The sequence below is a fragment of the Pedobacter lithocola genome, assembly GCF_042650845.1.
GTDB classification, from domain to species: domain Bacteria; phylum Bacteroidota; class Bacteroidia; order Sphingobacteriales; family Sphingobacteriaceae; genus Pedobacter; species Pedobacter lithocola.
On sequence record NZ_JBHSBW010000003.1, the window covers coordinates 22,257 to 48,394 of the forward strand.

31 protein-coding genes are annotated in these 26,138 nt (G+C 35.8%); 16 read left to right on the forward strand and 15 right to left on the reverse strand.

Annotated features, from left to right (window positions below; all coding sequences use genetic code 11):
• The first annotated feature begins 520 nt into the window (after positions 1-520).
• On the forward strand, positions 521-766 hold the full coding sequence (locus tag ACFOWA_RS00845) for a 2Fe-2S iron-sulfur cluster binding domain-containing protein (RefSeq protein ID WP_378981204.1): 246 nt from the start codon (positions 521-523) through the stop codon (positions 764-766).
• 96 nt (positions 767-862) lie between these two features.
• Here the strand turns inward: ACFOWA_RS00845 and ACFOWA_RS00850 are convergent, their stop codons facing one another.
• Both ACFOWA_RS00850 and ACFOWA_RS00855 read right to left on the reverse strand, forming a co-directional pair.
• Positions 863-1,213 carry a nuclear transport factor 2 family protein gene (locus tag ACFOWA_RS00850; RefSeq protein ID WP_378980902.1) on the reverse strand — a complete coding sequence of 117 codons (351 nt, stop codon included), beginning with the start codon at positions 1,211-1,213 and terminating at the stop codon, positions 863-865.
• A gap of 472 nt (positions 1,214-1,685) precedes the next feature.
• Positions 1,686-2,690 (reverse strand): hypothetical protein, encoded by a 1,005-nt coding sequence (locus tag ACFOWA_RS00855; protein WP_154278622.1) that lies wholly within the window; start codon positions 2,688-2,690, stop codon positions 1,686-1,688.
• Positions 2,691-2,791: 101 nt separating this feature from the next.
• On the opposite strand from ACFOWA_RS00855, the gene ACFOWA_RS00860 reads away from it, so the two are divergent.
• From ACFOWA_RS00860 to ACFOWA_RS00870, 3 genes are all read left to right on the forward strand, one after another.
• Entirely contained in the window at positions 2,792-3,358 is a 567-nt protein-coding gene (locus ACFOWA_RS00860) for a TetR/AcrR family transcriptional regulator (RefSeq protein ID WP_154278621.1), read from the forward strand.
• Positions 3,359-4,279: 921 nt separating this feature from the next.
• Positions 4,280-5,395, forward strand: a complete 1,116-nt coding sequence (locus ACFOWA_RS00865) for an acyltransferase family protein (RefSeq protein WP_378980904.1) — start codon at positions 4,280-4,282, stop codon at positions 5,393-5,395.
• Between the two features lie 176 nt (positions 5,396-5,571).
• A complete protein-coding gene (locus tag ACFOWA_RS00870; RefSeq protein WP_378981206.1) occupies positions 5,572-5,742 on the forward strand; it encodes a hypothetical protein in 171 nt (56 codons plus the stop codon).
• A 79-nt stretch (positions 5,743-5,821) separates the two neighbouring features.
• Here ACFOWA_RS00870 and ACFOWA_RS00875 read toward each other — a convergent pair whose 3' ends face one another.
• Together ACFOWA_RS00875 and ACFOWA_RS00880 are read right to left on the reverse strand one after the other, a co-directional pair.
• Entirely contained in the window at positions 5,822-6,331 is a 510-nt protein-coding gene (locus ACFOWA_RS00875) for a hypothetical protein (protein ID WP_154278617.1), read from the reverse strand.
• A gap of 67 nt (positions 6,332-6,398) precedes the next feature.
• The gene (locus ACFOWA_RS00880) at positions 6,399-6,815 is read right to left on the reverse strand and encodes a lysozyme inhibitor LprI family protein (RefSeq protein ID WP_209437567.1); all 417 of its coding nucleotides are present in this window, start codon (positions 6,813-6,815) and stop codon (positions 6,399-6,401) included.
• Between the two features lie 557 nt (positions 6,816-7,372).
• Between ACFOWA_RS00880 and ACFOWA_RS00885 the strand changes: the two genes are divergently transcribed.
• A complete protein-coding gene (locus tag ACFOWA_RS00885; RefSeq protein WP_154278615.1) occupies positions 7,373-8,794 on the forward strand; it encodes an amidohydrolase family protein in 1,422 nt (473 codons plus the stop codon).
• Between the two features lie 110 nt (positions 8,795-8,904).
• Complete coding sequence (locus tag ACFOWA_RS00890; RefSeq protein ID WP_378980907.1) at positions 8,905-9,495, forward strand: hypothetical protein; 591 nt, start codon at positions 8,905-8,907, stop codon at positions 9,493-9,495.
• 339 nt (positions 9,496-9,834) lie between these two features.
• On the opposite strand, the gene ACFOWA_RS00895 is transcribed toward ACFOWA_RS00890, so the two are convergent.
• A complete protein-coding gene (locus ACFOWA_RS00895; RefSeq protein WP_154278612.1) occupies positions 9,835-10,698 on the reverse strand; it encodes a hypothetical protein in 864 nt (287 codons plus the stop codon).
• A 255-nt stretch (positions 10,699-10,953) separates the two neighbouring features.
• Here ACFOWA_RS00895 and ACFOWA_RS00900 point away from each other — a divergent pair, with 255 nt between their 5' ends.
• From ACFOWA_RS00900 to ACFOWA_RS00915, 5 genes are all read left to right on the forward strand, one after another.
• The gene (locus ACFOWA_RS00900) at positions 10,954-11,316 is read left to right on the forward strand and encodes a nuclear transport factor 2 family protein (protein ID WP_154278610.1); all 363 of its coding nucleotides are present in this window, start codon (positions 10,954-10,956) and stop codon (positions 11,314-11,316) included.
• Between the two features lie 58 nt (positions 11,317-11,374).
• Complete coding sequence (locus ACFOWA_RS00905; protein WP_154278609.1) at positions 11,375-11,779, forward strand: VOC family protein; 405 nt, start codon at positions 11,375-11,377, stop codon at positions 11,777-11,779.
• 361 nt (positions 11,780-12,140) lie between these two features.
• Positions 12,141-12,350, forward strand: a complete 210-nt coding sequence (locus tag ACFOWA_RS20635) for a DUF7695 domain-containing protein (protein ID WP_449301883.1) — start codon at positions 12,141-12,143, stop codon at positions 12,348-12,350.
• Between the two features lie 386 nt (positions 12,351-12,736).
• On the forward strand, positions 12,737-13,597 hold the full coding sequence (locus ACFOWA_RS00910) for an NAD-dependent epimerase/dehydratase family protein (protein ID WP_378980910.1): 861 nt from the start codon (positions 12,737-12,739) through the stop codon (positions 13,595-13,597).
• Positions 13,598-14,074: 477 nt separating this feature from the next.
• Positions 14,075-14,731, forward strand: coding sequence for a hypothetical protein (locus ACFOWA_RS00915; protein WP_154278606.1), 657 nt, complete (start codon positions 14,075-14,077; stop codon positions 14,729-14,731).
• Positions 14,732-14,789: 58 nt separating this feature from the next.
• Here ACFOWA_RS00915 and map read toward each other — a convergent pair whose 3' ends face one another.
• The 6 genes from map to ACFOWA_RS00945 form a co-directional block, all read right to left on the reverse strand.
• Positions 14,790-15,548 (reverse strand): type I methionyl aminopeptidase, encoded by a 759-nt coding sequence (gene map / locus ACFOWA_RS00920; protein ID WP_378980912.1) that lies wholly within the window; start codon positions 15,546-15,548, stop codon positions 14,790-14,792.
• 259 nt (positions 15,549-15,807) lie between these two features.
• Entirely contained in the window at positions 15,808-16,803 is a 996-nt protein-coding gene (locus ACFOWA_RS00925; RefSeq protein WP_378980914.1) for an alpha/beta fold hydrolase, read from the reverse strand.
• Positions 16,787-17,365 carry a TetR/AcrR family transcriptional regulator gene (locus tag ACFOWA_RS00930; RefSeq protein ID WP_378980916.1) on the reverse strand — a complete coding sequence of 193 codons (579 nt, stop codon included), beginning with the start codon at positions 17,363-17,365 and terminating at the stop codon, positions 16,787-16,789. The genes ACFOWA_RS00925 and ACFOWA_RS00930 overlap by 17 nt, the downstream gene beginning before the upstream one ends.
• Positions 17,366-17,613: 248 nt before the next feature.
• A complete protein-coding gene (locus ACFOWA_RS00935) occupies positions 17,614-18,435 on the reverse strand; it encodes a helix-turn-helix domain-containing protein (RefSeq protein ID WP_378980918.1) in 822 nt (273 codons plus the stop codon).
• Positions 18,435-19,406, reverse strand: coding sequence for an aldo/keto reductase (locus ACFOWA_RS00940; protein WP_378980920.1), 972 nt, complete (start codon positions 19,404-19,406; stop codon positions 18,435-18,437). The genes ACFOWA_RS00935 and ACFOWA_RS00940 overlap by 1 nt, the downstream gene beginning before the upstream one ends.
• 254 nt (positions 19,407-19,660) lie before the next feature.
• On the reverse strand, positions 19,661-19,768 hold the full coding sequence (locus ACFOWA_RS00945; RefSeq protein WP_378980922.1) for a S26 family signal peptidase: 108 nt from the start codon (positions 19,766-19,768) through the stop codon (positions 19,661-19,663).
• A gap of 626 nt (positions 19,769-20,394) precedes the next feature.
• Here ACFOWA_RS00945 and ACFOWA_RS00950 point away from each other — a divergent pair.
• Positions 20,395-20,760 carry a hypothetical protein gene (locus ACFOWA_RS00950; protein WP_378980924.1) on the forward strand — a complete coding sequence of 122 codons (366 nt, stop codon included), beginning with the start codon at positions 20,395-20,397 and terminating at the stop codon, positions 20,758-20,760.
• A gap of 180 nt (positions 20,761-20,940) precedes the next feature.
• Here the strand turns inward: ACFOWA_RS00950 and ACFOWA_RS00955 are convergent, their stop codons facing one another.
• Positions 20,941-21,651 (reverse strand): tetratricopeptide repeat protein, encoded by a 711-nt coding sequence (locus ACFOWA_RS00955; RefSeq protein ID WP_378980926.1) that lies wholly within the window; start codon positions 21,649-21,651, stop codon positions 20,941-20,943.
• Positions 21,652-21,686: 35 nt separating this feature from the next.
• Positions 21,687-22,112 (reverse strand): alpha/beta hydrolase-fold protein, encoded by a 426-nt coding sequence (locus ACFOWA_RS00960; RefSeq protein WP_378980928.1) that lies wholly within the window; start codon positions 22,110-22,112, stop codon positions 21,687-21,689.
• 304 nt (positions 22,113-22,416) lie between these two features.
• Here ACFOWA_RS00960 and ACFOWA_RS00965 point away from each other — a divergent pair, with 304 nt between their 5' ends.
• Positions 22,417-22,794 (forward strand): response regulator transcription factor, encoded by a 378-nt coding sequence (locus ACFOWA_RS00965; RefSeq protein WP_378980930.1) that lies wholly within the window; start codon positions 22,417-22,419, stop codon positions 22,792-22,794.
• A 148-nt stretch (positions 22,795-22,942) separates the two neighbouring features.
• On the opposite strand, the gene ACFOWA_RS00970 is transcribed toward ACFOWA_RS00965, so the two are convergent.
• Positions 22,943-23,134 carry a hypothetical protein gene (locus ACFOWA_RS00970; RefSeq protein ID WP_378980932.1) on the reverse strand — a complete coding sequence of 64 codons (192 nt, stop codon included), beginning with the start codon at positions 23,132-23,134 and terminating at the stop codon, positions 22,943-22,945.
• A gap of 122 nt (positions 23,135-23,256) precedes the next feature.
• Complete coding sequence (locus tag ACFOWA_RS00975; RefSeq protein WP_378980934.1) at positions 23,257-23,661, reverse strand: hypothetical protein; 405 nt, start codon at positions 23,659-23,661, stop codon at positions 23,257-23,259.
• Positions 23,662-23,876: 215 nt separating this feature from the next.
• Here ACFOWA_RS00975 and ACFOWA_RS00980 point away from each other — a divergent pair, with 215 nt between their 5' ends.
• From ACFOWA_RS00980 to ACFOWA_RS00990, 3 genes are read left to right on the forward strand one after another with little or no spacing between them, the layout of a single operon-like run.
• Positions 23,877-24,185, forward strand: a complete 309-nt coding sequence (locus tag ACFOWA_RS00980; protein WP_378980935.1) for a hypothetical protein — start codon at positions 23,877-23,879, stop codon at positions 24,183-24,185.
• 14 nt (positions 24,186-24,199) lie between these two features.
• The gene (locus ACFOWA_RS00985) at positions 24,200-24,691 is read left to right on the forward strand and encodes a hypothetical protein (protein WP_378980937.1); all 492 of its coding nucleotides are present in this window, start codon (positions 24,200-24,202) and stop codon (positions 24,689-24,691) included.
• The gene (locus ACFOWA_RS00990) at positions 24,691-26,127 is read left to right on the forward strand and encodes an ankyrin repeat domain-containing protein (protein WP_378980939.1); all 1,437 of its coding nucleotides are present in this window, start codon (positions 24,691-24,693) and stop codon (positions 26,125-26,127) included. Before ACFOWA_RS00985 ends, ACFOWA_RS00990 begins: the two co-directional genes overlap by 1 nt.
• Positions 26,128-26,138: the final 11 nt, after the last annotated feature.

Here is a 26,138-nt window from a genome sequence, read left to right on the forward strand (position 1 = left end):
GTGGCCAATCCGGGACTTTCTATGTTGTACCAGAACCTGCAGCAAGCAAAGTGTTTATATTAATAGCAAGCGGAAGAGGCGTCACTCCTATGATGAGAATTGCTCAAATAGTGTTAGCAACTGAGCAGACACTACAATAACCGTACTATATGGTAACAGGAGGTGGGAAGACGTAATCTTTACCCAAGGTTGGGTGGATCTTTGCGACACCTTTCCTGACCACCTTGTGGTCAAACATATGCTATCGGCACCTCATACTGGTTGGACAGGAGGTATCGGCATGCTGGACGAGTCATCTACCCGGCGTGAGCTTGAGACTCTGGCCCCTTCCTAAAACGCACATTTCTACGTATGCGGCTCTGAGCATATGATGGATGGTGTGACAGCTGCCTTATCGAGTTTGGAGATTAGCATTGACAGGATCAATACCGAAACGATTTGGGCAGGTTAGCCCACCGGCGATAAGCGGGGAAATACAACCACAGATTTCTCAGGTATTGACTATTATTAAAAAAGGTGAATCTTCAAAGAAACCACAGTAGCGGTACGTCAAATGTTGCTCCTAGCCAGCCTAAATTCAAAGTTATCCGTACCATTTTCTTGTGGTATGAGCAATTGTGGTAAATGCCGGGTTAAAGTAGTTGCTGGCCAGATAAACATGAGCGAACCTAATGCCTTACTGATAGCGACCGTAATCTGGGCTACATTCTTACCTGTGATGCCCGGCCTGTTACGCCTATCAAAATTGAATTCGAGGAATAACTGAATTTATGGTCAAATCAAACTTTAGACAGAGTTCATTAGCAGTTCTTAACATAAAATTTTGATTTAACCATAAACTGAACAGGCAAGTATTTAATCTTTATTTTGTTTCTATGACAAAGGCTTTTAATTCGGCCATCTTACCTTCACTAAATCTCCAAACATCACAATATAAATAATTGGTTATTTTTCCATCACTATCCTTCAAGCTGATTTTTCCGACTGCGGTAACAAAATCACCTTCACCAATTAGGTTGTCGACTTTGAACTTTGGTGGCTCCACGTAGGTTTTCGCCATATATTGGCGAACAGCTTCTTTCCCTTGCAAAGTTTGGTCCCCGATAAATGTCCATATCGTATTCTCCGAACAAAAAGAAAGAAACACTTCGTAATCTCCACCTGTGATAGCCGCGTTTGCTTTTTTTAAAATTTCTTTGTTGTTTTCAATCATAATATTATTAATTTTTTTTTATCTACTTGTTTTTTTTTTACAAAAAAGTCCACTGCTCTTTTTCAAACGCTGAATCGGCTATTTTAGGTTTAATAAATTTACCGCTAACCATCGTGTTCACTGTATTCCCGACACTTGTCAAGGCAGAACTTATTTTGGTTCTTGTTACTATAACTTGCCATAAATAGTGCTATAAAACCGAACGATGTCTCAATATTCATAATGTTGTTTTTAATAGGTACGGGTAACATTTATAATAATTGTAATGGAAAGCTTATGATCTATGCTCCATCACCATATAAGGGCCTCACTATGCACATAGCCTTTGTTTTTTATTCTTAAAAGATACATTTTTTGAAATTATGCCAAAGTTTTGCTGTTGAGGTGGCTTAAAAATCGCTTCACTTAATTTTAAATTATTAAGATAACTCACTAAAATTTATGTGATTACGGTCATCAATAGCGTTTGATCTTAGCCAGCATCTTCAATAATAGTAATTCCAAACGCCCTCAAACGGCTTATAATATTGTCTGTAGATACAATTGTTTCTGGAAGGTATAAACCTCCTTGTTGTGGATCAGGTTGACCGTTAAGGCCGAATATGGCTTCAGTTATTAAAAATACACCAACAGCAGTTAGATGAGAATTTCCTTTTGGTCCAGACACTATCGAGCGTAATTTTTTTGGCTGACCAGATAACAAAACACCTTCGATATCAATGTACAAATCATGGGAGGCTTCTAAACCTTGACTGCTTCCGATAGATTTTCCTTTGACAAAATCAAACCGAACATTTGCAGCACTGGTGAAAGCAGCAATGCTGGGAACATCAAGAGTACCCATAGGATAACCCGTTGCTGGTGTCTGATCGTATAAATAGATTTCCCTTGCATTTTCTTTTGAGTCAACAAGCTGCCATTTACCTGCCTCACGAAGTAATGCCTGTCCAATAAATGCATTTACCTCATTTGCTACCAGTGGTCCTATAGGGTCTCGCTCGTCGTACAATCCAGCTGTTTCTATCCGTGTAATGTGACTGAATTTATTTGCAAGTTGTTTTGTAATCAGGGTCAATATTCCTCCCTGCCAATGACCTGCAAATACAATTGGGGCTGAAATTGACTTATGCAGGCCAAGAAATGCTGTTGGGGAAATTTCATCAGCAACTTCAGAAACCGTAATATTCGCAATCCCGTTTAAAATGGCGGTTTCTCTTAAAATATTTCTGTGATCCTCCATTGCAGTTATGATAAGATCAATTTTTCCATAATCACTTAAATTGAAACCTTCATTCAAATCAAGGTGGGCGGTTTCTGCATGATTTAATTCTTTTGCTAATCCTTCGCCATTTTTAGGATTTCTGCCAGCTAGAATAAGTTCAATTGCATTGTACTTTTCCCTGATCAGGCGTGCAATGTGACTTCCCACCAGGCCATATCCGCCAACAATTAAAATACGCTTTTCCTGTAATTCCATAATAATATGTCTAAATTTAATTAGGTCAAATGACCTATACAAATATAGGTCATTTGACCTAGGTTAAGTCATTTAATTGTTTTAATTTTACTTTTATTAAGATGGACAAGAAAGAGGAGCGACTAAATCATATTTTAAAGGCAACCATTACGATACTTAGTGAAGAAGGAGCTGAAAAACTTTCTATGCGGAAGGTAGCCAAGAATGCAAATTTGTCTTTAAGTAATCTCCAGTATTATTATAAAGATAAAGACCTGTTATTGATCGCCACGGTAAAGTATTATTTCGAAAGCTGTCAGGAGGAAGTCACACAGGCTATAGCCCTTTTAACAGCCGAGCGCATGCCGTCAACAGAAGTTTTTTTACGGAAATTGTTGAACATGCTATTGTTAGAAGGTAAATCCAATGACCAGGTATTAATGTTTCAAGAAATATGGACCTTATCTGCAAGGAATGAAGAGCTTGAACGGGCAGTAGAAACGTATTATAAAAACTACTGTACTTGGTTAATAGATCTGATTTCTAAGTTTTCTAAGGAGCCTGAGGTTATTGTAAGTTTGCTTATTCCATTTATAGAAGGTTATACAATTGTTAATAATGTTATCCCCCTGGATAAAGAAAGAATAATTCAGATGATGGTAAAACTAATTTCAAGCATGGATAAATAAATTTTCCATAGATGGATTTGTAGAGTCATATGATTTTTTAAAGAGAAAATTTGTGGCTGAGCATCGGAAATTACTATTCTTTTCCAAGAATATACTAATCAACTATTTAGTTAGTCTAATTAGATTAAAGGATTTATTTTAATACATGTTAATTTAAGATTGAAGGCTAGATCAGATCAAATATCACACAAAAGGGTTATAAGCAACTTTGGTATTTATGCAGGTATAACAATGCTCCGAAACGAAACAACATACATTTTCAATCCTAACATTCAGCTAAGGTTTACTTCTTTGTTAATTTTTTTCAATTATGTAGTTTTATCAGGCATATTCTTCTATTTAAACGACGTCATTTTTAACATTCCACTATTTTTTTTTCTAGTAATATCTATTTCAACATCTGTTATGATATTCCTGAAAGTCTTCACAAGATTATCATAAGCAAGAGCGAAAGAACTATCAGTATGATTAGTATTTTATTGCAAGTCAAAATTTCGACTTATACTTTGATGGGAACTTGTAGTCACGTGAAATCTGACTTCATATTTGCACGTAACTGGCCTAAAAAAACATTCTATTTGAACCAGAACGATTGATAGCCTTTATTTTTACCGCAAGCATTTTAGGAGTTTACAGAATATATAGATAATGTAGAATTCCAATCTAATAAAAATATATAGCTAAGTGTACATTGAGTTTGTCTCACAAAACGAAGGTATGATGCGCAACTATGTTTCTTTGGGTTTGAATTTTAATGAAATGCTCATTACGAAAAAGAGAAAAAAGATCTAGAAAAACCAGAGAATAATTATAATCCAATACAACAGGAAATATTTCGAGCGTTGCCAAATTAGAATTATTATTCAATCGGATGATGGAATGTAGGCTTTTTTCAACAAATTGCAATTTTTATAGCCGTACATGAAATCTCAATTAACTAATGAGTTGTCCTCAAAGCCACACTACCCAATACTGGATGGCCTTCGCGGTATTGCCGCCATCATTGTTGTAACATTTCATATTGCAGAGCCATTTTCAACAGGTAATTTGGATAAATTAGTCAATCACGGTTATTTGGCTGTTGATTTTTTCTTCCTGTTATCAGGCTTTGTGATTGGTTATGCATATGATGATCGCTGGCAAAAAACAACGGTAGGAACTTTTTTCAAACGCCGTATTGAACGTCTTCAACCAATGGTAGTGCTGGGTATGACCCTTGGAGCTATTGGATTCTATTTTACAGATTCTAACTTATGGCCACTGATTCATACCGTTCCCGTGTGGAAGGTGCTGCTGGTCACGTTGATAGGTTATACAATTCTGCCAGTACCGTTATCCCTTGATATCCGTGGCTGGCAAGAGATGCACCCGCTTAATAGCGTGGGCTGGTCGTTATTCTTCGAATACATTGCGAACATTTTATATGCAGTCTGGATTAGGAAATTTTCTACTTTGGCCTTGAGTATATTGGTAGGTATAGCTTCTATTGCACTTGTACATCTGGCAGTCACCAACGGCGACGTTAGTGGTGGGTGGACGCTAAATGTAGAGCAGGTACGGATTGGATTTACCCGTACCATGTACCCGTTCTTTGCTGGCCTGTTATTGTCACGCATTGCAAAGCCGACTCAAATTAAGAATGCCTTCACATGGTGCAGCCTTTTAGTAGCTCTTATACTTTACATGCCGCGAATCGGCGGTGCTGAATATTTATGGCTGAACGGCATATACGACGCTGTTTGCATTATCATCGTATTTGCACTTATCGTTTATCTTGGCGCCAGTGGCGTGATGCAATCTCAAAAAGAAAATAGGATATGCAAATTTTTAGGTAAAATATCCTATCCGCTCTACATGGTACATTATCCGTTGGTATACTTTTACGTTGCCTGGATCAGCAATAATAAAGGAATAACCATGGGACAAGCCTGGCCTTATGCATTACTTATTTTAATAGGCGGTATTATTTTGGCTTATATATCATTGAAATGGTATGACGAGCCCGTTCGTAAATGGTTGAGGAAAAAGCTAGCTTAATTTGAAAAGCCATCTCCCTATATCAAAGCATATCAATAGACAGTCGAACTTGATAGGCCAATAGATTTTCATTATGAATACTTTGTCTCAAAAAACGAACGTTCTAGTAATTCAATTTCAACTTAGCTACGAAAGACCGGATTACATTCTATTCCTCTCCCGATTTAAAAAAATGGATCAAGAAGAGTGAGTTTGGTAAAAAGCTGGGTGCCCATGGTGGCATTTGTGAATGTCCTGACTTATTTCTGCATCAACATAATGGTGAAAATCACTGGGTTCTTTTAGTGAACATTAACCCGGGTGAGCCAAGGCGGTTCAGCCACACGATATTTTACAGGCGATTTTAATGGAGATACATTTAAGCCAGATTGCGCAAAGTAAAAATGGATAATATTTACATTAATGTGCTAGAAAACATCTCTCATCTTATTTGCAGTAGTAAGCTTCGAAGTGCCCTTTAAAATCAATATTCTGTTCCGGCCATTTCACATTAACTTGGCCGATCACCTTATCCCCTGTGATAGAACTGATGATGATAATGGTTTGTTCTGAAGAGAATAATGAACCATTCTGTCCGCTTGGATCGCCCGGGTCATTAACTAGGATATAGGTATCATTGCCCGAAAAAGTACCTATCTTTTTAGGCACCGTCAGGCGTATCGAAAAATCACTCAATGGTGAACTACATGCTTTGGATCCATCTCCTGCTATGTATATACTGAACAAGTCTTCGGGGCGGTAGTTGTTCATACCAAATTTTGTATAGCGCTCCAGTATAACTTTTGCCGTAAAAGACGATCCGTATAACTTACCTGTAACTACCGGCGGCACATCTGTTTCAGGTCGGGGTTGATCTTCCTTTTTCTTACAGCAAATGAATATACTTATCAGTAAGATTAGACTAAAGAATCGTTTTAGGAGCTGATAAAAAGTCATTGTTATTGGGTAAAAGTATAGGGAATTTATATGATTAATTAATGCATCATTGAAAGATCAGAATGTGCTATGATTTCATCCTAACCGAGCCCAAGCAAACTTCACCTTCTTCGATTCCGGTAACCCATATATTTAAAAATTTTATCCGGTCTTTAGTCAGCGTTTCTAGGTATATCGATTCGCACATGGGAGCCACCGAACCATAGGTTCCGCTGTCAGGGTATTTTGCGGCCAGTTCTGCATCACGAAGTTGGATCCAGAGCCGCTGTGCATTCCTGAATTTTTTAATGAAAGTTGTTTCCCTGGAATAGCTTTTCAGGATCTTTTGGTATACGACATTTAGTTCCGCATCTGCCTTTTTAAAGTCCGAATAGGCCTTGATATTCATGGCGGTTTGCGACTGTGCAAAACTCGGAGCGATAAAGAGCATAGTCATGACGACAAAAGCGAATAGGAAAATCTGGGATTGGTACAGCTTTTTCATGGGTTTGATTATGGTATTTGCAATCTAAACCATTGAAAGATTCTTTTGTTTGAGCAACTTGTTCACCGTGCTTGGACACATCAGTACATTTGACCCGTGCTCGCCAATTTTACAATATAAAGCCAATCAAAAACTTACAACAAAGCTATTGCGGGTGAGGCGGGGGTCAATTTATCCAGGTTTATCCATCACCTCCGATATTTTGAATTCAGGAAGTCATCCATCCCCTAATGTATATTTTTCTTTAGCTGTAAGTTTGTAGGCGCTAGTTAAGACAGATAGACAAATGTCTTAGAAAACGAAGAAATTTAAAAAATAAATGAAATGAAGATCTTAATGTTTATTTTAAGAATGGTATTAGGGGTGAAAATGCTGACCTTTATATTTTACCTACCTTTAAACTTAAATCCCTAATGCTAAACAAGTTGTTAAAAGGTCCTTGAATTACCTGAAAACGTAGTAGACGTGTTGATAGGTAAAAAATTCGTGTAATTGTAACAATACAATTTTAGAAGTTTCCAGCAAAAATGCTTCTAATACATAAATTAAATAGAAATATGCAATACAAACATTTACTTCGTTATTTTCTGTTACTACCCTTTCTCATAATCGTTAATGGTTGCACATCACTAAATGCAGGGCTTAAAAAATATCCTCAAAAGAAATTTGTTATAAAAAATGTGAATGTCATACCCATGGTTAACAGAGGTGAGGTGTTGCTAAATGCTACAGTAATAATTGAAAATAGAATAATTGTTTCAATCAATGGGCATATTCCAAATGATGCCCATGTAATCAATGGTAAAGGGAAATGGCTAATTCCAGGGCTTGTAGACATGCATGTTCATGTACCAACTGATGGCACCTTTAATAACACGTATCCGACACGAGCTGCTGCAATTTTCACTAGCACACAAGATGTCATGACGCCCTTTATTGCTAACGGTGTAACGACAATCTTTTCGCTGAATAGTGTTGTTGGAAATTTCGGGCAACGAAATGAAATCATAAGAGGAGACGTGATAGGCCCACGTATGGCGCTGGCCGCGATGATAAATGGAGGAAATGAGGTTGGTACAGCAAATACGCCTTCAGATGGACGTCAATCTGTTCGATTTGCAAAAGCAGAAGGATATGAGTTCATCAAGGTTTATTCAAGCCTTAATACAAAAACTTACAAAGCAATAGTTGATGAAGCTCATATGCAAGGAATGAAAGTCATCGGTCATATTCCTAACGAATTTAAAAATAAAATAGAAGAAGCTTTTGTACCCTATTTTGGCATGGTTGCACATGCTGAAGAATATGCTAAGCAAAGTGAAGATTTCAGCTACCATGATGCCCAGCGTTTTGCGAAGCTTGCCAAACAAAATGGGACTTGGCTTTCACCAACTTTAATAGTGATATCAAAGATTGCCGAACAAACCCGAACCCTCGATAGTATTCGTAATCTGGTGAGTTTGCAATACGTACACCCACTTCTCCAAAATAAGTGGTTAACTGCGAACAAGTATAATATTGGGACAAGTTCAGAGCGTGTAATTCGTCTCGAAAAAATTGTAGAATTTAACAATCAATTGGTGAAAGCTTTCAAGGAAACAGGCGTTCCTATAGTAGCCGGTACAGACGCAGGAAGCTCTGGTGTGATTGCGGGATTTTCGCTTCATGACGAATTGGAACTTTTGGTCAAAGCAGGACTAACTACGGAAGAAGCATTAGTTTCAGCAACGAGGCAACCAGCGACCTGGCTTGGTATAGAGAGCAAAATTGGAACTGTTGAATCGGGGAAGTTCGCAGACCTGGTTTTGCTTGATGGGAATCCGCTCGAAAGCATAAAAAATACACGAAGTATCTTTGGTGTCTTTGTAGACGGTCGATGGCTTGACAAATCCCATATAAAAGGAATGCTATCCGATCTTTCAAAGCGCAATCTTGCCTCTAAGGATAAATATGAATGGAGTAAACGAGGAGAATATTAGCCAAACTAAAAATCACAAACTGCAATTTTAATAGACTTGAGATTTTTCCTAATAGGATAATGTCTCAACAAACGAACTGTATGTTCTTTATAATTAACTCTATCATAATTATGAAAAAGCTTCACAAGAAGGTTGTCTATCTATTCGCATTTTTTTTACAATTGAATTTAGCAGTTTTTGGCCAAAATCCTAATGGTGCTACATCACAGTTACAAATTCAAAGAGTTGATTTAAAAGACTCTATCTTAATTCAGGAAATTAAAAAGTTTATCCAATCAGAAATTGTAAAAGAAAAAGGGTTTAAAGTTGTTGGATACATAACGATATCGAAGATAAGAAATTCTGCAAACGATATTATCAAGAGATATCACATCAATAAAAATTATGTTAATTTCGACGAGCTTAAAAACGACTCCCAATTTCCATTTTATAGTTACGTGGATAGCAAAATCATTTTGCTTAAAGGAGAAATCGAAAGCTTTGTAGATAAAAAATTTTCAAACAGGAGTAAAAAACATTTCCAACGGATTATTGAGCCGTTCTTATATAAAGTCAAGTTGATGCAAGCTCCAAGCATAGATGGAAAATCAAAAAAGAAAACGCCACATCGAGAAGGCGAACGTATTCAATTACATGGGGGCATTGATGTTTCAATTTTTATAAATGGAAGAGTAGAGGTTATGCCATCCAAATTTTATTGACCCTTGAAAACAGCAATTTATTACCAGTTCCATGTCTCAAAAAACGAAGGTATTATCCCATAATGAATATCTTTATTTAACCTATAATTGCCCAAGCACCAAATCAACAAAGAAAAAACTATCTATAAAAATCAGAGAGATTTGATACTACATCTGTTAAATGATGACTTTTTACTCATTGAGGCATTATAGTGTTAGTACCTCAATATTCGGTATTGTTTGGAATATTTCTTGCATAAACTTTCTATGGTTGGCTCCCACCATGACAACTACACGTTTAGCATGAATTTCATTAGCTCTACTCACAATATTCATACACATTCCTTCATTCCGCTTTTTTCACCAATGAATTTGAGATAATATCTCTTCTTTTGGAAAGTTTTTAAAATTATAAAGTTCATTAAAATAAAAATCCCCAGATGCTAATATATCTGCGGCCTCATCAGTGTTTAACCATTCTGTAAATACATCCGAAGACCTTTCGATCTCCTGGTATTTCTTAAAACCTTTATCTCTTCTATCTAATAGATTAGCTATAGCGTTATAACCGATTGTCAGCGTATCTTTTCGAAATGCTTCAAATTTATCATGGAAAGCTATTGCAGAGGCCATCCAATTCAAATCATAATCCTGGCAATCCATCGACAACAGTCTCGTTATCCCAAACTCTTTCATCATAGGAAATGCTATAAAAGCATACTCTGAACTAGCAAGTCTTTTCATACTCCTTCCGGAAACATCTTGCTTTGGACAAAGTAAACTGTCAACGTATTTCTCCAGCTTACTATCTGCTGACTTATTTAAATGGTCATATACCTGCCAATATAAATAATGGCCATTGGCGGCATCCTGAGCCAGGTAATAGGCATGAGCAAGATCTGATTTAAGATAGAAATTATCATTGTTTCGTTCTGAAATTACCTTTAGACTATCGATAACCCTATTAATCTTGTCTAATGGAATATGCCTGGTAGAACGTAATTTTTTCAATCTTTTGAGATTATCAGCTTTACACCAATAATCCATCAGGGTTGCTTCATCTTGTGGACTAACAAACTCTCCGAAAAAAGCGCTTGGCTTAAATGCCCGTATTCTTTGATGAATATTTGAAAAATTTTGGTCCTGAGATTTGCTGTAATCATGAGAAGCTCCAATAAGAAGAATCTCCACCTTCTGCCCAAATCCTTCAGCAAAAATGCCCAATACCAAAAATATAGTGATATAACATCTCATATGTCGTCATTAATTATTACAACTCATGGGCATAAATAAATAGGAAGCCTAGACCTGTAAAGCGATAGCAAGATAATATTATTCTTTTAATTTACTAAATAGGCGTAAGTATGAAAGACGAAAATTACAAGTATTAAGAAGTCAGGCACAATATATTATTTTAATTAAACACCTAATACAAAGGCTATTGAAAAAACATTTCTTATTTCAATTTGTTTATTTTATATGACTACTACAAGAGCACTTATCGCTAAGGTCAACAAGATCTTCGAAGAAAACAAAATGGAGGAATTTATAGAATTCCTTTCGGACGACATCATATGGGAAATGTATAGCTCATCAACTGGGCATACCACATTGAGGGGTAAAGATGAGATTAAAAACATGGATGCTGGAGAGGATATGCCCGAAAGAATGTATTTCAAATTCGGAACAATAATCATCGATGGAGAAATGGCATCCGTAGAGTGTACCAGTACTGGAGAAAGACCTAATGGAAGTCCTTATCAAGGATCATCTTGTGATATCTATCATTTTTCAAATGATAAGATTATTCGCATGACTTCATATGTTATTGATAACGTATAGGGTCTGGGTCATATTAACGTTATTAATTATATAATAAACATCCTTAAACAAATTCATCATGCAAACGTCAATGATATGGGGTAACCTAGCTGTTGAAGATCTAAAAAGAACAAAATCTTTTTATGAGCAATTAGGATTTAAAAGCAATGGATATGATGAAGTCGAAAACCTCGCTAGTTTCAAGTTTGGAGATAATCAGTTCGTAATTAATTTTTTTAAGTCTGATCGCCTTGCCTCTAGTATGAATGGCAATGTCAACTCAACCAGAGATGGTAATGAAGTGATCTTTTCAATGGCAGCTAAGAGTAATGAAGAAGTTGATCAATGGGCTGAACTGGTAAAGTCGTCTAGAGGAACCCTTAATATGGGTCCTAAAATCGATGAAAACGGTTTTTATGTTTGTGTATTTTCCGATCCGGATGGACATAAGTTTAATATAGTTTGTATGGATGAACGAATGTAGATTATTGTCGACATAATAATTAAAAATGTAGACTATAATTTCTACTTGCGATTAGTATTCTCATTTAGCAAAAAGTAATACCAGCGATAAAATTTGCAACTGGCTATAATTGTTTTTATCAATAAAATGCAGATTTTTTAATAAGATTAAGGACTTTCATTAGATATTATTAGCCTCAAAAAACGAAGATTTGAGATTATTGATAAAACCTTAGCGGTTTTACCTATAATATTCCAACCGCTAATTTTTTATTTAGCAATGAATGTCCTTAAAGTTACAATTATGCTAAAAAAAGGTTTTTAGAGATTGCATAAAATGCATACGTACCATATATTTGATACAATAAAAAATCCAGGTAGTAATGGTAAATCTTAAAGCAAATCAGGCAATGTGCAATAATTGCGGAAATACACTAACTAGCCATAGCCAATATGACCTGCAAGTATGTCAATGTGGTTTCATAGCCGTAGATGATGGATTAAATTTAAGAATTATCGAACTGACGATACCGTCAGTTATAACCAATAGTTTATCATCATGCGACAAATCTAATTTTACGATAATGTTTTAATACCATATTCGCCCTTTCTACTGGTAAATTTAACTGCGATAAAAAAACTTAAAATAAACAACAACGAGCTACACCACTTCGCATTATATTACAATTCTAAATTGAAACATCTTACAAAACGAATATTTTGCTGATTCCAGACCACAATGTATTTAGATGCTATAGTATCTTGTTTTAATAAATAAGTGATTAAATTTCCACAAACAAACAAACAGCGACCTGTATCAAAAAACGAAGGTGTGATTCGTTACTGTATTTTTTTTTCAGCCGTAGTTTTATTTAAACGGAAATTATGACAAAGGCAAAAACGATCTCAACAAATCAGGGAATTCTGATAATATGATCATCTACAGGCTTGAAGTGCTTATTCGTATATTTGTAAATATATGAGAGTTCTAGTTACAGGTTCGTCTGGAAAATTAGGTAGCGTTACAGTAAAGCATTTAGCCGATTTTGGTTATATGGTGACCGGCCTAGACATATCAGGTAGTTCAACTACTAATTTAATTGCTGATGTAAAAGATAAAGGCAAAATATTAGAGATTATCCAAAACTTCGATGCAGTTATACACACTGCTGCATTACACGGCAGACATATGGACTTAAACTATTCCAGGGAAGAGTTTGTCGATACCAATATAAAAGGTACATTGAACCTTCTGAATGCATGTGTAGCCAATGGTATAGGCAAATTTCTGTTTACAAGCACCACATCCATTTACGGTAAGTCTCTAGTTGATGATAACGAAGCCGTTTGGGTAAATGAAGAGCTACCTATACAACCGCGTGATATTTATGATATCACCAAGCAATCATGCGAGGAACTATGTCGGGAATTCTTTGAAAAGGAGAAACTAGATGTAACCGTATTTAGGGTCGGCCGTTTTCTTCCTGAACCAGATAACTTAAAGCTAAACCATCGGCTTTATCGCGGTCTTGATGAGCAAGACGGAGCCGATGCATTAAGATTAGCGTTGGAACATAATTTCGAGCAATTCGAAATATTTAATATTTCAAGTGGGTCACCATTTCAAAAAGAAGATCTTATTGAGCTAAAGTACGATGCAGCATGTGTAATAGCTAAATATTACCCAGAGGTAATTGAATTATATGAACGTAATCACTGGACGCTTCCCGAAAGTATTGATCGGGTATACCGTTCAGATAAAGCTATGCAAATGCTTAGCTATCAGCCGAAATTTACTTTTGAATATCTTCTAAAAGAACAAATAAAAGCGTTGAGTTAAAAGTATTATTATGTTATTCACTGAAATACCTGCCCAGGTCATTATCAAAAAATGGTAGATTTTTTAATAACACTAAAGACTTTCAATGAATGTTATTAGTCTCATAAAACGAAGAATAAATATTTTTCAATTTGAATAAGCCTTGATACAAATCCAATAATAACAATATAATGTTCAAACTCACCGAAAACGTAAAGAAGTGGAACAAGTTCTGTTCATATTCGCTCAGCTGATTTCAACCTAATATTTATCGATTAATATGGTAATTATCAATTGGCAAACTGTTGTTAACTTATAAATACGATTCTTAATTTGAATTTAAGAAAAAATGAGTATGTTTAAATGGAATTTTATGAGCCAATAATCGCTTATAAAAGATAATTGAGCTTAAAACCGGAATTGTAATTAATTGAATTGAATTCATAAATTCAGGTTTCATACAATTTATTAAATCATCATCTATTAAAAATAAAAAAAATGAGACTCCTTTTCTTTTGTGCTATTTTTTGTATGGCCACCACTTTCTGTACAAAGGCGCAAACAACTGCCGATATTGTTCAAACCCTTGAACAGAAATATAATTGGTCAAGAGCTAAAATTATAGAAGAAAGTGTCACTCTTAATGGGCCATCAGAGATGTTCACCAGGATTATGTCTGATAAGCGCTCTTTTGACATTTCAACTTTTTCTTATTTAAGTTCATATCTAGGTAAGTATTTTGATAAGGTATACGGCACCAATATATTAAATTCGGCAGAAAAAACATCCGTAAATACCACCGCTGAACAAAAAGCTGCATGTGCTAAAGAAATCTCCAAAATCTCGGGCAAACTGCATATCACATTAAATGCGCAGGGTGTTAAACTAACAGATAATAGCTACGAACTGAGCATGACAACTTTAACTACTATAGGAGAATTCCTGAACCCTGAAAGAGGCGTTGGGGTCTCGTCAGGATGGAGACCTATTGCGAATAAAATTGCTATTACAATCAATACACTAAATAAATCTGGGCAACCTTTAGTTAAGTGGAATAAGGATTTCAGTATTTGCACAATAGATTTGCCTATAGTAGGTGATACTAATTATTCAAGTATAATCTTAGATGGTTTAAAGAAGGGCGGAAAAATTTAACTAGTAAATAACGAATGAACACTAGTAAGTTTTTACCGAAATGCAACAGTAGAACGAATTATATCTTATTCGAGGCAGTAAGAATTATTGGTTTGTTTGATGTAATCAATATGGTATGTTCATGTTGAGCAACAAATCCTCCATTACTTCCTGTAAAAGTCCAACCATCTGATTCCGTTTGAATATTTGTAGACTTGGTAGAAATAAATGTTTCGATGGCCACAACAGAATCTTTCCTGAATCGCCTGTTATCACAACGGTCGTAATAATTCATTATCGCATCAGGCTGCTCATGTAAACTCCTCCCTATCCCATGGCCACCTAAATCTCGGATAACAGTATAACCTGCCTGTTTTGCTTTGGTCTCAATCAGTTTTCCAATGTCAGAAATTTTTACTCCTCCACTAATTTGGGAAATAGCTGCAAGTAATATTTCTTTTGAAGTATCTACCAAATGTTGTAATCCCTGGACATCTTCACCTACAATAAATGAACATCCATTATCAGACCAAAAGCCATTTAACTCTGCAGATACATCAATATTAATGATATCCCCATTTTTTAGAATAATTTTATCAGATGGAACACCATGGGCGAACTCTTCATTAACGCTAATACAGCTATAACCCGGAAAACTATAAGTTTCGAATGGAGCAGATTTTGCAACAAGCGCCTCTAGCAGCTGTCTTCCGTATTCATCCAGCTGTTTTGTAGACATTCCTATTTGAGTATATTCCCTCATCTTAAGTAAAGTTAGCGCAACCGCTTCACTCACTTTTTTCATGCCTTGTAACTCTTCTTCGGTTTTAATAACCATTAATTTAAATTATTTAGTCGTGCAAAGTTGTGGGTATGTAAACTCTGCTTATGGTAAATTTTAGACAAATATTATCCTCAGTCTAGCAAATCCATGTAATTGCATTATGCCCACAACTGCAAAAGCCTCCCGGTTTTACCAAAGGAAAGGCTATTAATTTTAGTCCGCAATACCCATAGAATAGCATGGAAATGAATAAAAAATAGATTAATAAAGGTGAACTGTTATACTCACCCTTATTAATCTAAAGATGAGAGGCTTATTTCGATTTCAAAAATTCAAGTACTGCACTTGCAACCTCATCAGGTTGTTCTTCCTGAATAAAGTGACCTGAGTTCTTAATCTCCCTTAGCTGTAAATTTTTTATATATCCGGGCAAGGAAGTTTTGAGCATTGCAAGTCCGGCGCTACTACCAAGTCCCAGGCTAGGGGCCTCAATCATCTTCATTTTTTTGATATCCTGTATATCTTCCGGAAATGCCTGATACCAGCCATTAGAGGACATTATCGCATCCTTAGTTTCGTAAGCCTTTGCATATACGTTTCTGTCAAAATCATTTATATTTTGTTTATCAAGAAGCATTTTATCAAAAATCCAACGCTGAACAATATGAAAACGTCCTTCCAACAAAGCCTCAGGTAATTCCTTTACCTGGTTAAATGCCACCCACCAGGGATGTACGGGCATACCAATTGGCAACATCGGCAGTTTATATAGATCCTCTTCAGGATGTTGTGTATCGAGAACAATTAGTTTGTCGGTATGCTCTGGAAAGTTGCCGGCAAAACTGATCGCAATGTTTGCGCCGATGTCATGGCCTGCAATGCTTACCTTATCAAGTCCCATTTTTTCAATTAACAGTGCAATGTCGCCAGCCATATTCTTCTTACTGTAACCTTCGTTTGGTTTACCTGATGACCCCATTCCCCTAAAATCCACTACGATTACTTTATGGTGCTTTGCCAGCATCGGCATAATTTTGTGAAAGCTCCACCAGGTCTGAGGCCAGCCAGCAAGCAATATTAATGGCGAGCCTTCACCACCCTCAACATAATGGAGCCTGATTCCCTTTATATCCTGATAGTGATTGGTGAAGCCTGGCAATAGGCGCACAAGATGTTCGTCATCATATTGTTCTGTTTGTGGTAATGTAGGTTTTAAATTCATAGATTTTTTATTTTGCGAAATGCCTTTGGTGCTCATTAACAATACGATTAAAAGCAATACAGCAGTTATTTTATTTTTTATTTTCATCCGATTGATTGATTATTCCTATACTTCCTTTAAAAGCTGTCCAAGAAAGCAGTTTAGTGTCATTTACAGCTACATCTCCGCTTGCTTGTGCGGCGATTGCGATGTCTATCATTCCTCCAAAAAGGTTGTAAATCCATGGAATTGGAATTGTGCTTTTTATGGTCCCTTTTTCCTGAAGAACTTCAATTAGTTTGAACCACTTGTTTTTGACATTATCATAAACCTCTACTTCACTTTTAACCACATCAGAGTATCCACTCCGATTGTATAGCTTTTTGACGAAGGAGTATTCGCTCCCAATTAAAAGCGCTGCATAAAACATATTCTCAACTTGTATTAATGCTTCATTACTGCTATCATAAGCTTCATTCATCGCCCGGTTACAAGTGGTCATCATCTTTTCCTGACAACATTCAATCAATGTGTTTCGATCTTTAAAATACCTGTGGATTGTTCTTCTATTTAAGTCCAGATGATTTGCAATCTCATCAACGCTTGCCTTTTCATTCCTATTCAAGCAGAAGACAGCAGCATCAATAATTTTATCTTTTGTACTTTTCATGCCTCAAATATAACATAAATGTCTCACTTAAGAGACATTTATGTTATATGATCTCAATTAATTAAAATTATAAGATGGTTTTTCAGAAATAATGATTGGCTAAATAAGATTATACAGGCATTACATATCCTAGGCCAAGGTTATATTTTACGTTACTGGCAGGAAAAATTACAAGACTTTTTGCTAAATATCGATTTTCTGAACACAAAATTAACTATCTGATTATTCTACAGATATTCAAATAAGTACTAAAATTCCTTAGACTTCATTTCACTTGGAGGTATTCCAAACTTTTTTTTGAAGGAATGTGAAAAGTGAGATAAACTTTCAAATCCAAGAGCCAGATAGATAGCAGAAGGCTTTAATTTTCTTGTTTCGATAAGATGTTTTGCTTCGGTAAGTCTTTTGTTTAATAACCATTTGCGAGGAGGCAAGCCAATTATTTTTTGGAAATCCCTTTTAAAGCCTGCCAAACTGCGACCAGTTATTTGAGCAAACTTTTCAACCGGGATATTAAAATGAAAATTGCTGAGCATAAATCTTTCAAGATCTATCTTACTAGGTTCTGAAAAATCAAATAAAAAATTTCGAAGTGCTGGAAGGGCAAGAAGGAGCAACTTTACGACCTCTTTTACCTTCAAAATACCTAATTCATCTGTCATTTCCGCTCCAGAGCTTCGTGCATAAGGAACAATGGATTGAAAATATCCCTGCAGGAAGTCGTTTGACGGGATTAGGATATTTGATGGACCTGTATATTTTTGGTCAGTTTCGAGCTTTTCTTCCAAAAAGATTTTGCGCAACAAATTGTCTTGTAGAGATATTACAATCGTTTCATAATTCCCACCAGATACCGGCGTTTTAGTAAGTGTCCCCAATTGATTCTTGCCAATCAGCAACACTTCTCCTCCAACCATTGAAACATTTTGTTCGGAGGTCTCTAAAACCAGCTGACCTGAAACCTGCAATATTACGGTGTGGTGGTTCCAGATACAAACCTTCTCTTTTCTTTGCGTAGAAAGGTAAGAATAGAATATGACACCCGGAAGAATTTCTGCTGGACTTTCCATTAACGTTGTAAGTATGTGCCACCACGTACAGCACCGATTGTAAATGTTGTATTTAGCTCGTTCATTTCCTCTTGAGTAAAAACAATGTCCATCGCAGCGATATTTTCAGGCAACCTTGATCTGCTACTCATGCTTACCAACGGCATAATATAATCGCCTTGTTCTTTAACCCAGGCAATCGCAAGCTGAGTGGGCGTACAACCTTTGCTGCTGCTTACTCGTTTTAATACTTCTACTTTTTCCAGGTTATGGGTCAAATTTTCACCTTGAAAACGTGAAAAATGATTGTGATAATCATTTTCTGGAAGAGGAGCTTTCATTTCTCCAGATAATAATCCCTCAGCAGTGTTGGCGAATGCTCCCACACCAATGCCCAATTCTTTTGCTGTTGGGAGCAATTCAGTTTCTATTTGACGATCTGCCAGAGAATAACCTATCTCCAAGGCACTTATGGGATGGATACTTTGAGCTTTTCGAAGTTGGTCGGCCGTGATTTCTGATACGCCGATATAACGCACCTTACCTTCTGTAATAAGGTCGGCAACGGTTCCGATGATATCTTCTATCGGCACACTGTTATCCATTCGGCTGGGCTGATAGAGATCTATCGTTTCAATACCTAAACGAGTTAATGAATAGTTTATAAAATTCTTAATAGCGATAGGACGCAAATCCATTCCTAAGGGCTGACCATTATGAAAGATAGCCCCAAATTTTACACTGATGAAAGCGTCATGTCGCCTTCCTTTAATTGCCTTTCCTATTAACATCTCATTATGACCGGCACCATAAAAATCTCCGGTGTTCAAAAAGTTAATACCACTATCCAGTGCCTGGTGAATTGTTGCAATACTTTCTGCTTCCTCAGGTGTAGGCCCGCCCCATATAGAAGACATGCGCATACAACCTAGTCCAAGTTTGGATACTAAAGGACCATTGTAACCCAGCTTAATTTTTCTCGTATTTTCCATACTATAAAGTTAGACGTTCATTAAGCATAAAAGTTGTCTATACGGCTCAAATTATTTGTTTAAACGGCTCAAGATGTTATGAGATGAGGTTATTGGATTAATTACTGTAAATACTATACTTTCGCAATTTATTTCAGACTTCTAATTAGAAATGATAGGTGTTCTATTAATGTGTTTTATAGAGTTATAAAAGTGAAGGCTGTAACGTGAACTTCTCATGTTATTATTTTTAGAAATAATTATTAGAGTACACCTTAAATTTTACCAATAACTTTTTGTTCCGGAACAAAGCCATTGATTCTGCAATCATCAAAATTCTTACGGTTATCGACAAGCACGAAATAATAATTCCATTTAAACACATAACTAACAACCCCCGCAGATTTCCGATGTTTTTAGTCTCAAAAAACGAGAGTATCCATCCCCTATTATGTATCTTTCTTTCAGCTGTAACTTATGTACACCAATACTGCCTAGAGAAAAATGTTTCAAAAAACGATTATTTTTATCTGATAGATATTATCAAACACTCATTATCAAATACAGGAAAACCTATTTGATTAGTGAAATGAGTATATGATAATTTGCCAAAGCGGCAATTGTTAAATCGGTTATACAATGAAGATTTTATATGTTCATAGCAATATCTTAAGTTAAATAAATTAAGTTAAATAAATTACCAATCATCCATGAATATAATCAGGTTAATGTTCAGTCTTATTTTCCTTGTAATGATATCTTGCAATAGTCATGGACAGCATACGACCAACTCCAAAAATCACAACTATCTGTTTTTTTTACATAATAAATTTACTGAAGATATGCCTGTGGAATCTAAGCATATAGATTACGGTAAATCTCAATATTTTGAAATAATTGATGCTTTTAAAAATGCGGGTTTAGAGTCCTAAGCGAAAAAAGACCTGTTAAAACTGATATTACTCTATATGCTAGAAAAATTGTACATCAGATAGATAGCCTAATTCGGATGGGCATCAAGGCAAACCATATAACTGTAGTTGGGATATCCAAAGGTGGATATATTGCACAGATGACTTCAACCTTACTAGCAAATCCCAAGGTTAACTTTGTATTCATTGGAAGTTATCAAAACCAAGATTTACTAAATCTACCTCAGATCAACTTTTGCGGTAACATATTAAACATTTACGAACGTTCAGATGAGTTTGGAGTTTCTGCAATAAAAAGAAAAGAAACATCTAATTTAAAAGTGACACGTTTTAAAGAAATAGAGCTCAATACTGGAATGCGGCACGGGTTTATATTCAGACCACTTAAGGAATGGATAATACCTGTAGTCAATTGGGGTAGGCGAAAGTACAATTTGATCTAACCCATCCGCTAAGTAAAGAACGAATTAGGGGCTTAATATCTATCCGAAAACAGTCGATATTTGATAGGATTCAGAATTTCCTATTAAGTTATTGTCTCAAAAAACGAATAAATAAAGATAAATTCATCCTACTATTCAGTCAGAAGGATTGAGGTTGTTTAATTCTTTTTGCTCCAAAATTTATTGGTTTTTTAGTATTCTAATTTTTTCAGAGTATTTATCTATTGAAAATTTAGACTGCGCCTTCTCTAAACATATAATTGCATTTTTTATATCCCCTTTCTTAGTTAGCACTTCTGCCATTAAGCTGTAAGCGTCATCATCATCAGGATACAGATTAAGAAGCTGTCTGGTCAATTCTTTAGCCTCAATAGTTTTTCCATTGGTTAGATAATAGTCCGCAAACTGGTAGTATGAATTATACGGTAGTGCGATATCAGTACCAAAAGATTTGATTATAGCTTGTGTTTTTAACTTTAAAACTTTCAATGGATCATTTTTATGACACACTAATACATCCATCGCTAAACTATCTGAAAAATGCCAGTCGTTGAATATAAATGTCAAACCTGATGGAAGACTTGTTAGTGGAGTAGACATACGATTTAATCTCTTAAAGAAGTCGAAACGCCAGGTTTTTGAATTTGGTTTGTTCGCCTTAAGTACACTATCTAATTTTAATGCACCTAACTTAAAGCCACTTTCCTGAAACCCGTCGTCTCCTGTCGAAAAATAATACTTTTGTCGAGAAAACATACTATCTGGTGTATTGGCTATATAATCGTTTATTTTGCTTATTATTTTTGACTTAACCACGTTATCTTTATTCGGATAATTCAATGCACCACTAATGCTAATCACCGATTTAAATGTTTCTGGATAGGTTATCATCGCATTGGTGACAAATTGCCCACCTAAAGAATGACCTATGAGCGTGTAGAATCCGTTAATAAATATTTTTCACTCAAATAATTAATTAGGTCATTTTTTAGAAAGTCCAAAAATCGCAAAGACGTTGTTTCATTTTTCTCAAAATTCAGTTCTTTACTTCTATCATCCTGAATTATACCAACGAAAATTGCTTCAGGAATATCATTAGTCCATGCCAGCCTATCGATTGTGGAGAAAGTATACTTATAAAGGCTTTGATCCTGCGCATCAAATAAAACTATTAGCGGATAGTGTTTATTCACTCTTCCATAATCTTTTGGTAATTGAATATAGATTGTGCGCTCCAAATTTTCAGATTTTGAATAGATATTAAGTTTATTTTTATTATCAAGCTTAATCTGCTGGGCCGATAATGGTCCATAAACGCACACTAATAGTAAGGTAGTACAAAATTTTCTCATTTTAATTTTGATAAAGGTTATGAAGATAAAATTAGCTTCAAAAAAATGCATCTTTTGCAAAATGTGACGGAAAGGCTGAAAAATGTGTCGAAAGATGGATTTTCGTAAACCAAATATATCCCTCAGGAAACCATTTGATACAACTTATTTATTTGCCCTATTAACTCAGCTCACAGATCAGATGTGATTGATAGTTCAGTAGTTTTTAAGGATTTAAGTATAAATACTCAATCTTTTCTAGAAACCATGATTAAACATATATGCAAATTAATTGACTAACATTGGCAGTCTAATCTGCAAGATAATGAATAGAATATTAGTTGTTGATGATGATCTGCCAACGTTAGAGGTTATAAAACTTCTATTTGAAATGGAGGGCTTTAATGTCATGGGTTTGGATAATTGTTCGAAACTGGGATATTCAATACAAACCTTCATTCCCAATTTAATCTTAATGGATGTTATCATGGGCGGGATAGATGGTAGAGATATTTGCAAGGAACTAAAATCTTCCGTTCACAATGACATTCCAATAGTTCTAATGTCTGTTGTAAACGGATTCTACAAGGATGAGAAAAAACCACTATATTCCGATGACTACATAGAGAAGCCTTTCGAATTAGATATAATGCTTAGTAAAATAAAGATTTTGATAAAACATAACTCATATCCAGTCATATAAGTATAAATACTTGATATGGATAAATTATTTAGTAGTTAAAACATTTATAGATACATACCGTCAACGAAGTGGATGCCTGAACTGATAACTGTCATTCACCTTAGAATACTTTTAGCAGGTGCCTTGTGCATCTGCTTTTTTAATTTCCTTATTGCCCCCTCATTAAGATTTCAATTGTTCCTTTACCATCTGAAAGTTTAAAATAGTATTGAGCAAAAGTCCTGTATTTTAAGATATCGATCTTAAAAACTATACCTTTTTTACCGTTATCATCCTCCAACGCATCTCCAACTCCTATTGAATCAAGAATTAACTTTCCACTACTTTGCCCTACAACCATCTCTCTAACCTTATTCTTGTAATATAGCTAAAGTTATTGATATACAACGTATTAACACGCAATAAATGATATCAATCCATGATTCTGTCTAAAGAATTCAATATACAATTAAGTGCTTCTAATCAATATTTTAAAGACTTCCTCTTTTTTCTCCACTCTTCTAAACTATATTGCCTATTGGCTTTAGCATCGAAATAGTAAATTTTATAGGTTTTAGGATCGACAGCAAACTGGTAATAGTTATTGTATGTAGGTGCGTTGTCATTTACATTAATCTGGTAAAAAGGTATACTCAAATCAGGTGCTGCGCTGACCATTAAAGTAATCTGAACCTTGCCATGGCTTAATGCCTTAATCTCCCTTGATCGTTGTTGTACCTCTGGCAGCGCAACGACTAGCGTGAGCACCTTTTTTTCTTCAGCGCTGTGAGCAATCAGCTCTTGAGCTACGACGGGGCCTATTTTACTATTTAGCGAAATAAAAAATAATAAGAATAAGGATACATTTAAATGTAATTTAACGGGCATGATTATTTTGTATTGAAGTGAGCAACTATACTAGCAATCGTTCTTTGTTATCTGCAATAAACTTTACGAACCTATCGTGTTAATGGATTTCAAATCTGTGGTTATATATCAAAAAATGCCATAACCACTGTGCCAATGTTTTTTGGTTAATATACGCTAATTGCAGAAACAAAAATAGTTAAGTATTGTTGAAAACATAGATAAATCCCAAAGCTATGCTGTCTTCTTTTTTAGGTAAAGAAAGTGACGCTGATAACAGCGACCAAAATAACAAAATCATGAATGCTTTAGGACCTGTAATGGCCGAGCACTGGCCTAAGATAGAACCTTATGCCAATAAAGCATTTGCTGCTGCCCAAGATGATGCAACCTTCGAAACGCTTGCACGAAAAGTGTATCCATGGCTTCCAATGGTGGTGCGGTTAGCCATAAAAGAAGAAAAATTTGTATCATTTACCTTGGAACACAAAGGACCACTACTAGCAAAATTAGCTGAAGTAAAATCCAGACAAGCAAGCAAATAACCTTTATATTTATTATGATATCCACATCGACAAGCAATAACGAAACTTCCCCAGATACAGAATTATTGATTACCCAGTTGATGATGCAACAGCGTTATAAAGAAGTGTATGAATTGCTTAGCAGTCAAAAATCACCTCAAACCGCTGCCCTCTATAATATGGCAATTTGCCTTCACTGGAGTGGAAATTACCAGGGTGCTTTAAATCGGCTAGACAGTATCCGGCTTGCTCCACAAATAAATAACTTAAGCCAATCCACTACCAATAGTGATTATCATGGAATTATGCATAAACAAAATCAAACCAATGATTATCTAAACGGGATGAGCGAAGCATATATCAAATACTTTCCTGTTTTAGCCCATGATGCTATTGTTCGTCTCAAAACTGACTGCTGGTTAAAGCTTCGTGATTATCCTAAGGTAATTGCCATCGCAACGCCAATTGCTCATAAAGCATATAGAGATATAATAGATGCACTTAAATTAGCCGAGACTTCAAGATAATGAAAGAATTTAATGAAATCCAAGATGTCTACCAGAGAAATATGTTTGTAGCGGAGGCTGATAAAGCTGACATATTAAGCTTATACAAGCATTTGCCAGACCTGAAATTAACAAGCGATTATGGTGAGAGCCTCTATCACCTGGCAGCTCGATTTACTGATACAGAAGCCATCCGGTTTTTAAAAGATGCTGGCGTAAAGCCAGATGTAGATAAATATGGTAATACTCCTTTGCATGCGCTTACGAATACCCGTTTTAATTTCGATGACCCAAATCTGGAAAAAATAGAAGTTAAAATTTTCGAAACTGCTCAGGCACTATTGGAAGCCGATGTAAATCCTAAAAAGAAAAACGACTCTGGTAAACTAGCCTATTTTGAAGCGGGATTGTTATACATGTACCCCTTCCTTCAGGCTATGGGTGATGCGAATGTGAGGATGGATGTCGCCGAATCAGGAGGAATGAACCTTCTGCATACGATTTGCGATAAGTTGGCCAACCGGAAAGATATAAAAGGTGCAATTCCTGCGGTTGTTAGAACTGTTCGCGTATTGCTTGAAAAAGGTGGTATTGATATCGAAGATAAAGATGTTTTTGGCACTACGCCACTTACTTATGCACAGCGAAGTGGCGTAAAAGAGGTTGCAGCATTGATTTCGGGCGATGAAAATGATGTGGCAACGGGCGGGATGACAATCCATGAAGCTGTATTGAACCGCGACCCCGTAGCTGTAAGTGCTTTAATTGATTCAGGTGTGGATTTAAACGAAATCGATGACAAGTACCGTCGTACACCACTTATGCTAGCATGCGAATATGCTTCCGAGCCTTTAGTGAAGCTGTTGGTAGAAGGTGGTGCTGACATCAATTTTAAGGCAGGTAACGGCGAAACAGCGGTATTTTATTTACTTACCAAAGCAATTATAAATTTGGGGCGTGGTATGAGTCAGAACAACAAGGAGGTTGTTACGATGTTGCGCACCCTATTGTCGAACGGAATGGATGTAAATGCTGCTGTCGATAATGAGGGTAATACTGCTCTAAACTTGCTTTGCCAGGCTGATTACTATTTAGCGGATTTGAATCCAAGCTTCGCCGAAGAATTAATCGATGCCGGAGCCGATGTTAATCAGGCTAACCAATCCGGTAAAACGCCTTTAATGTCATTTGCCCAGCGAGGCAATGAAATGAAATATGGTATTGCGGAATTATTGATTGATAATGATGCCAGTGTTACCTACATAGATCAATCAGGAAATACTGCTTTAATTTATGCTGCCGGAAATAGAGACCAGATGTCGGGCAAAAGAATGGTCTCCTTGATTCTTGAGAAAGATAAGTCTATTCTTGAACATGTGAATAACGTCGGCCAAACGGCTATGGATGTAGCCATACAGCAAAATAACGAAGCTGTGGTTAAACAACTAATAAACTAAAAAATTATTAA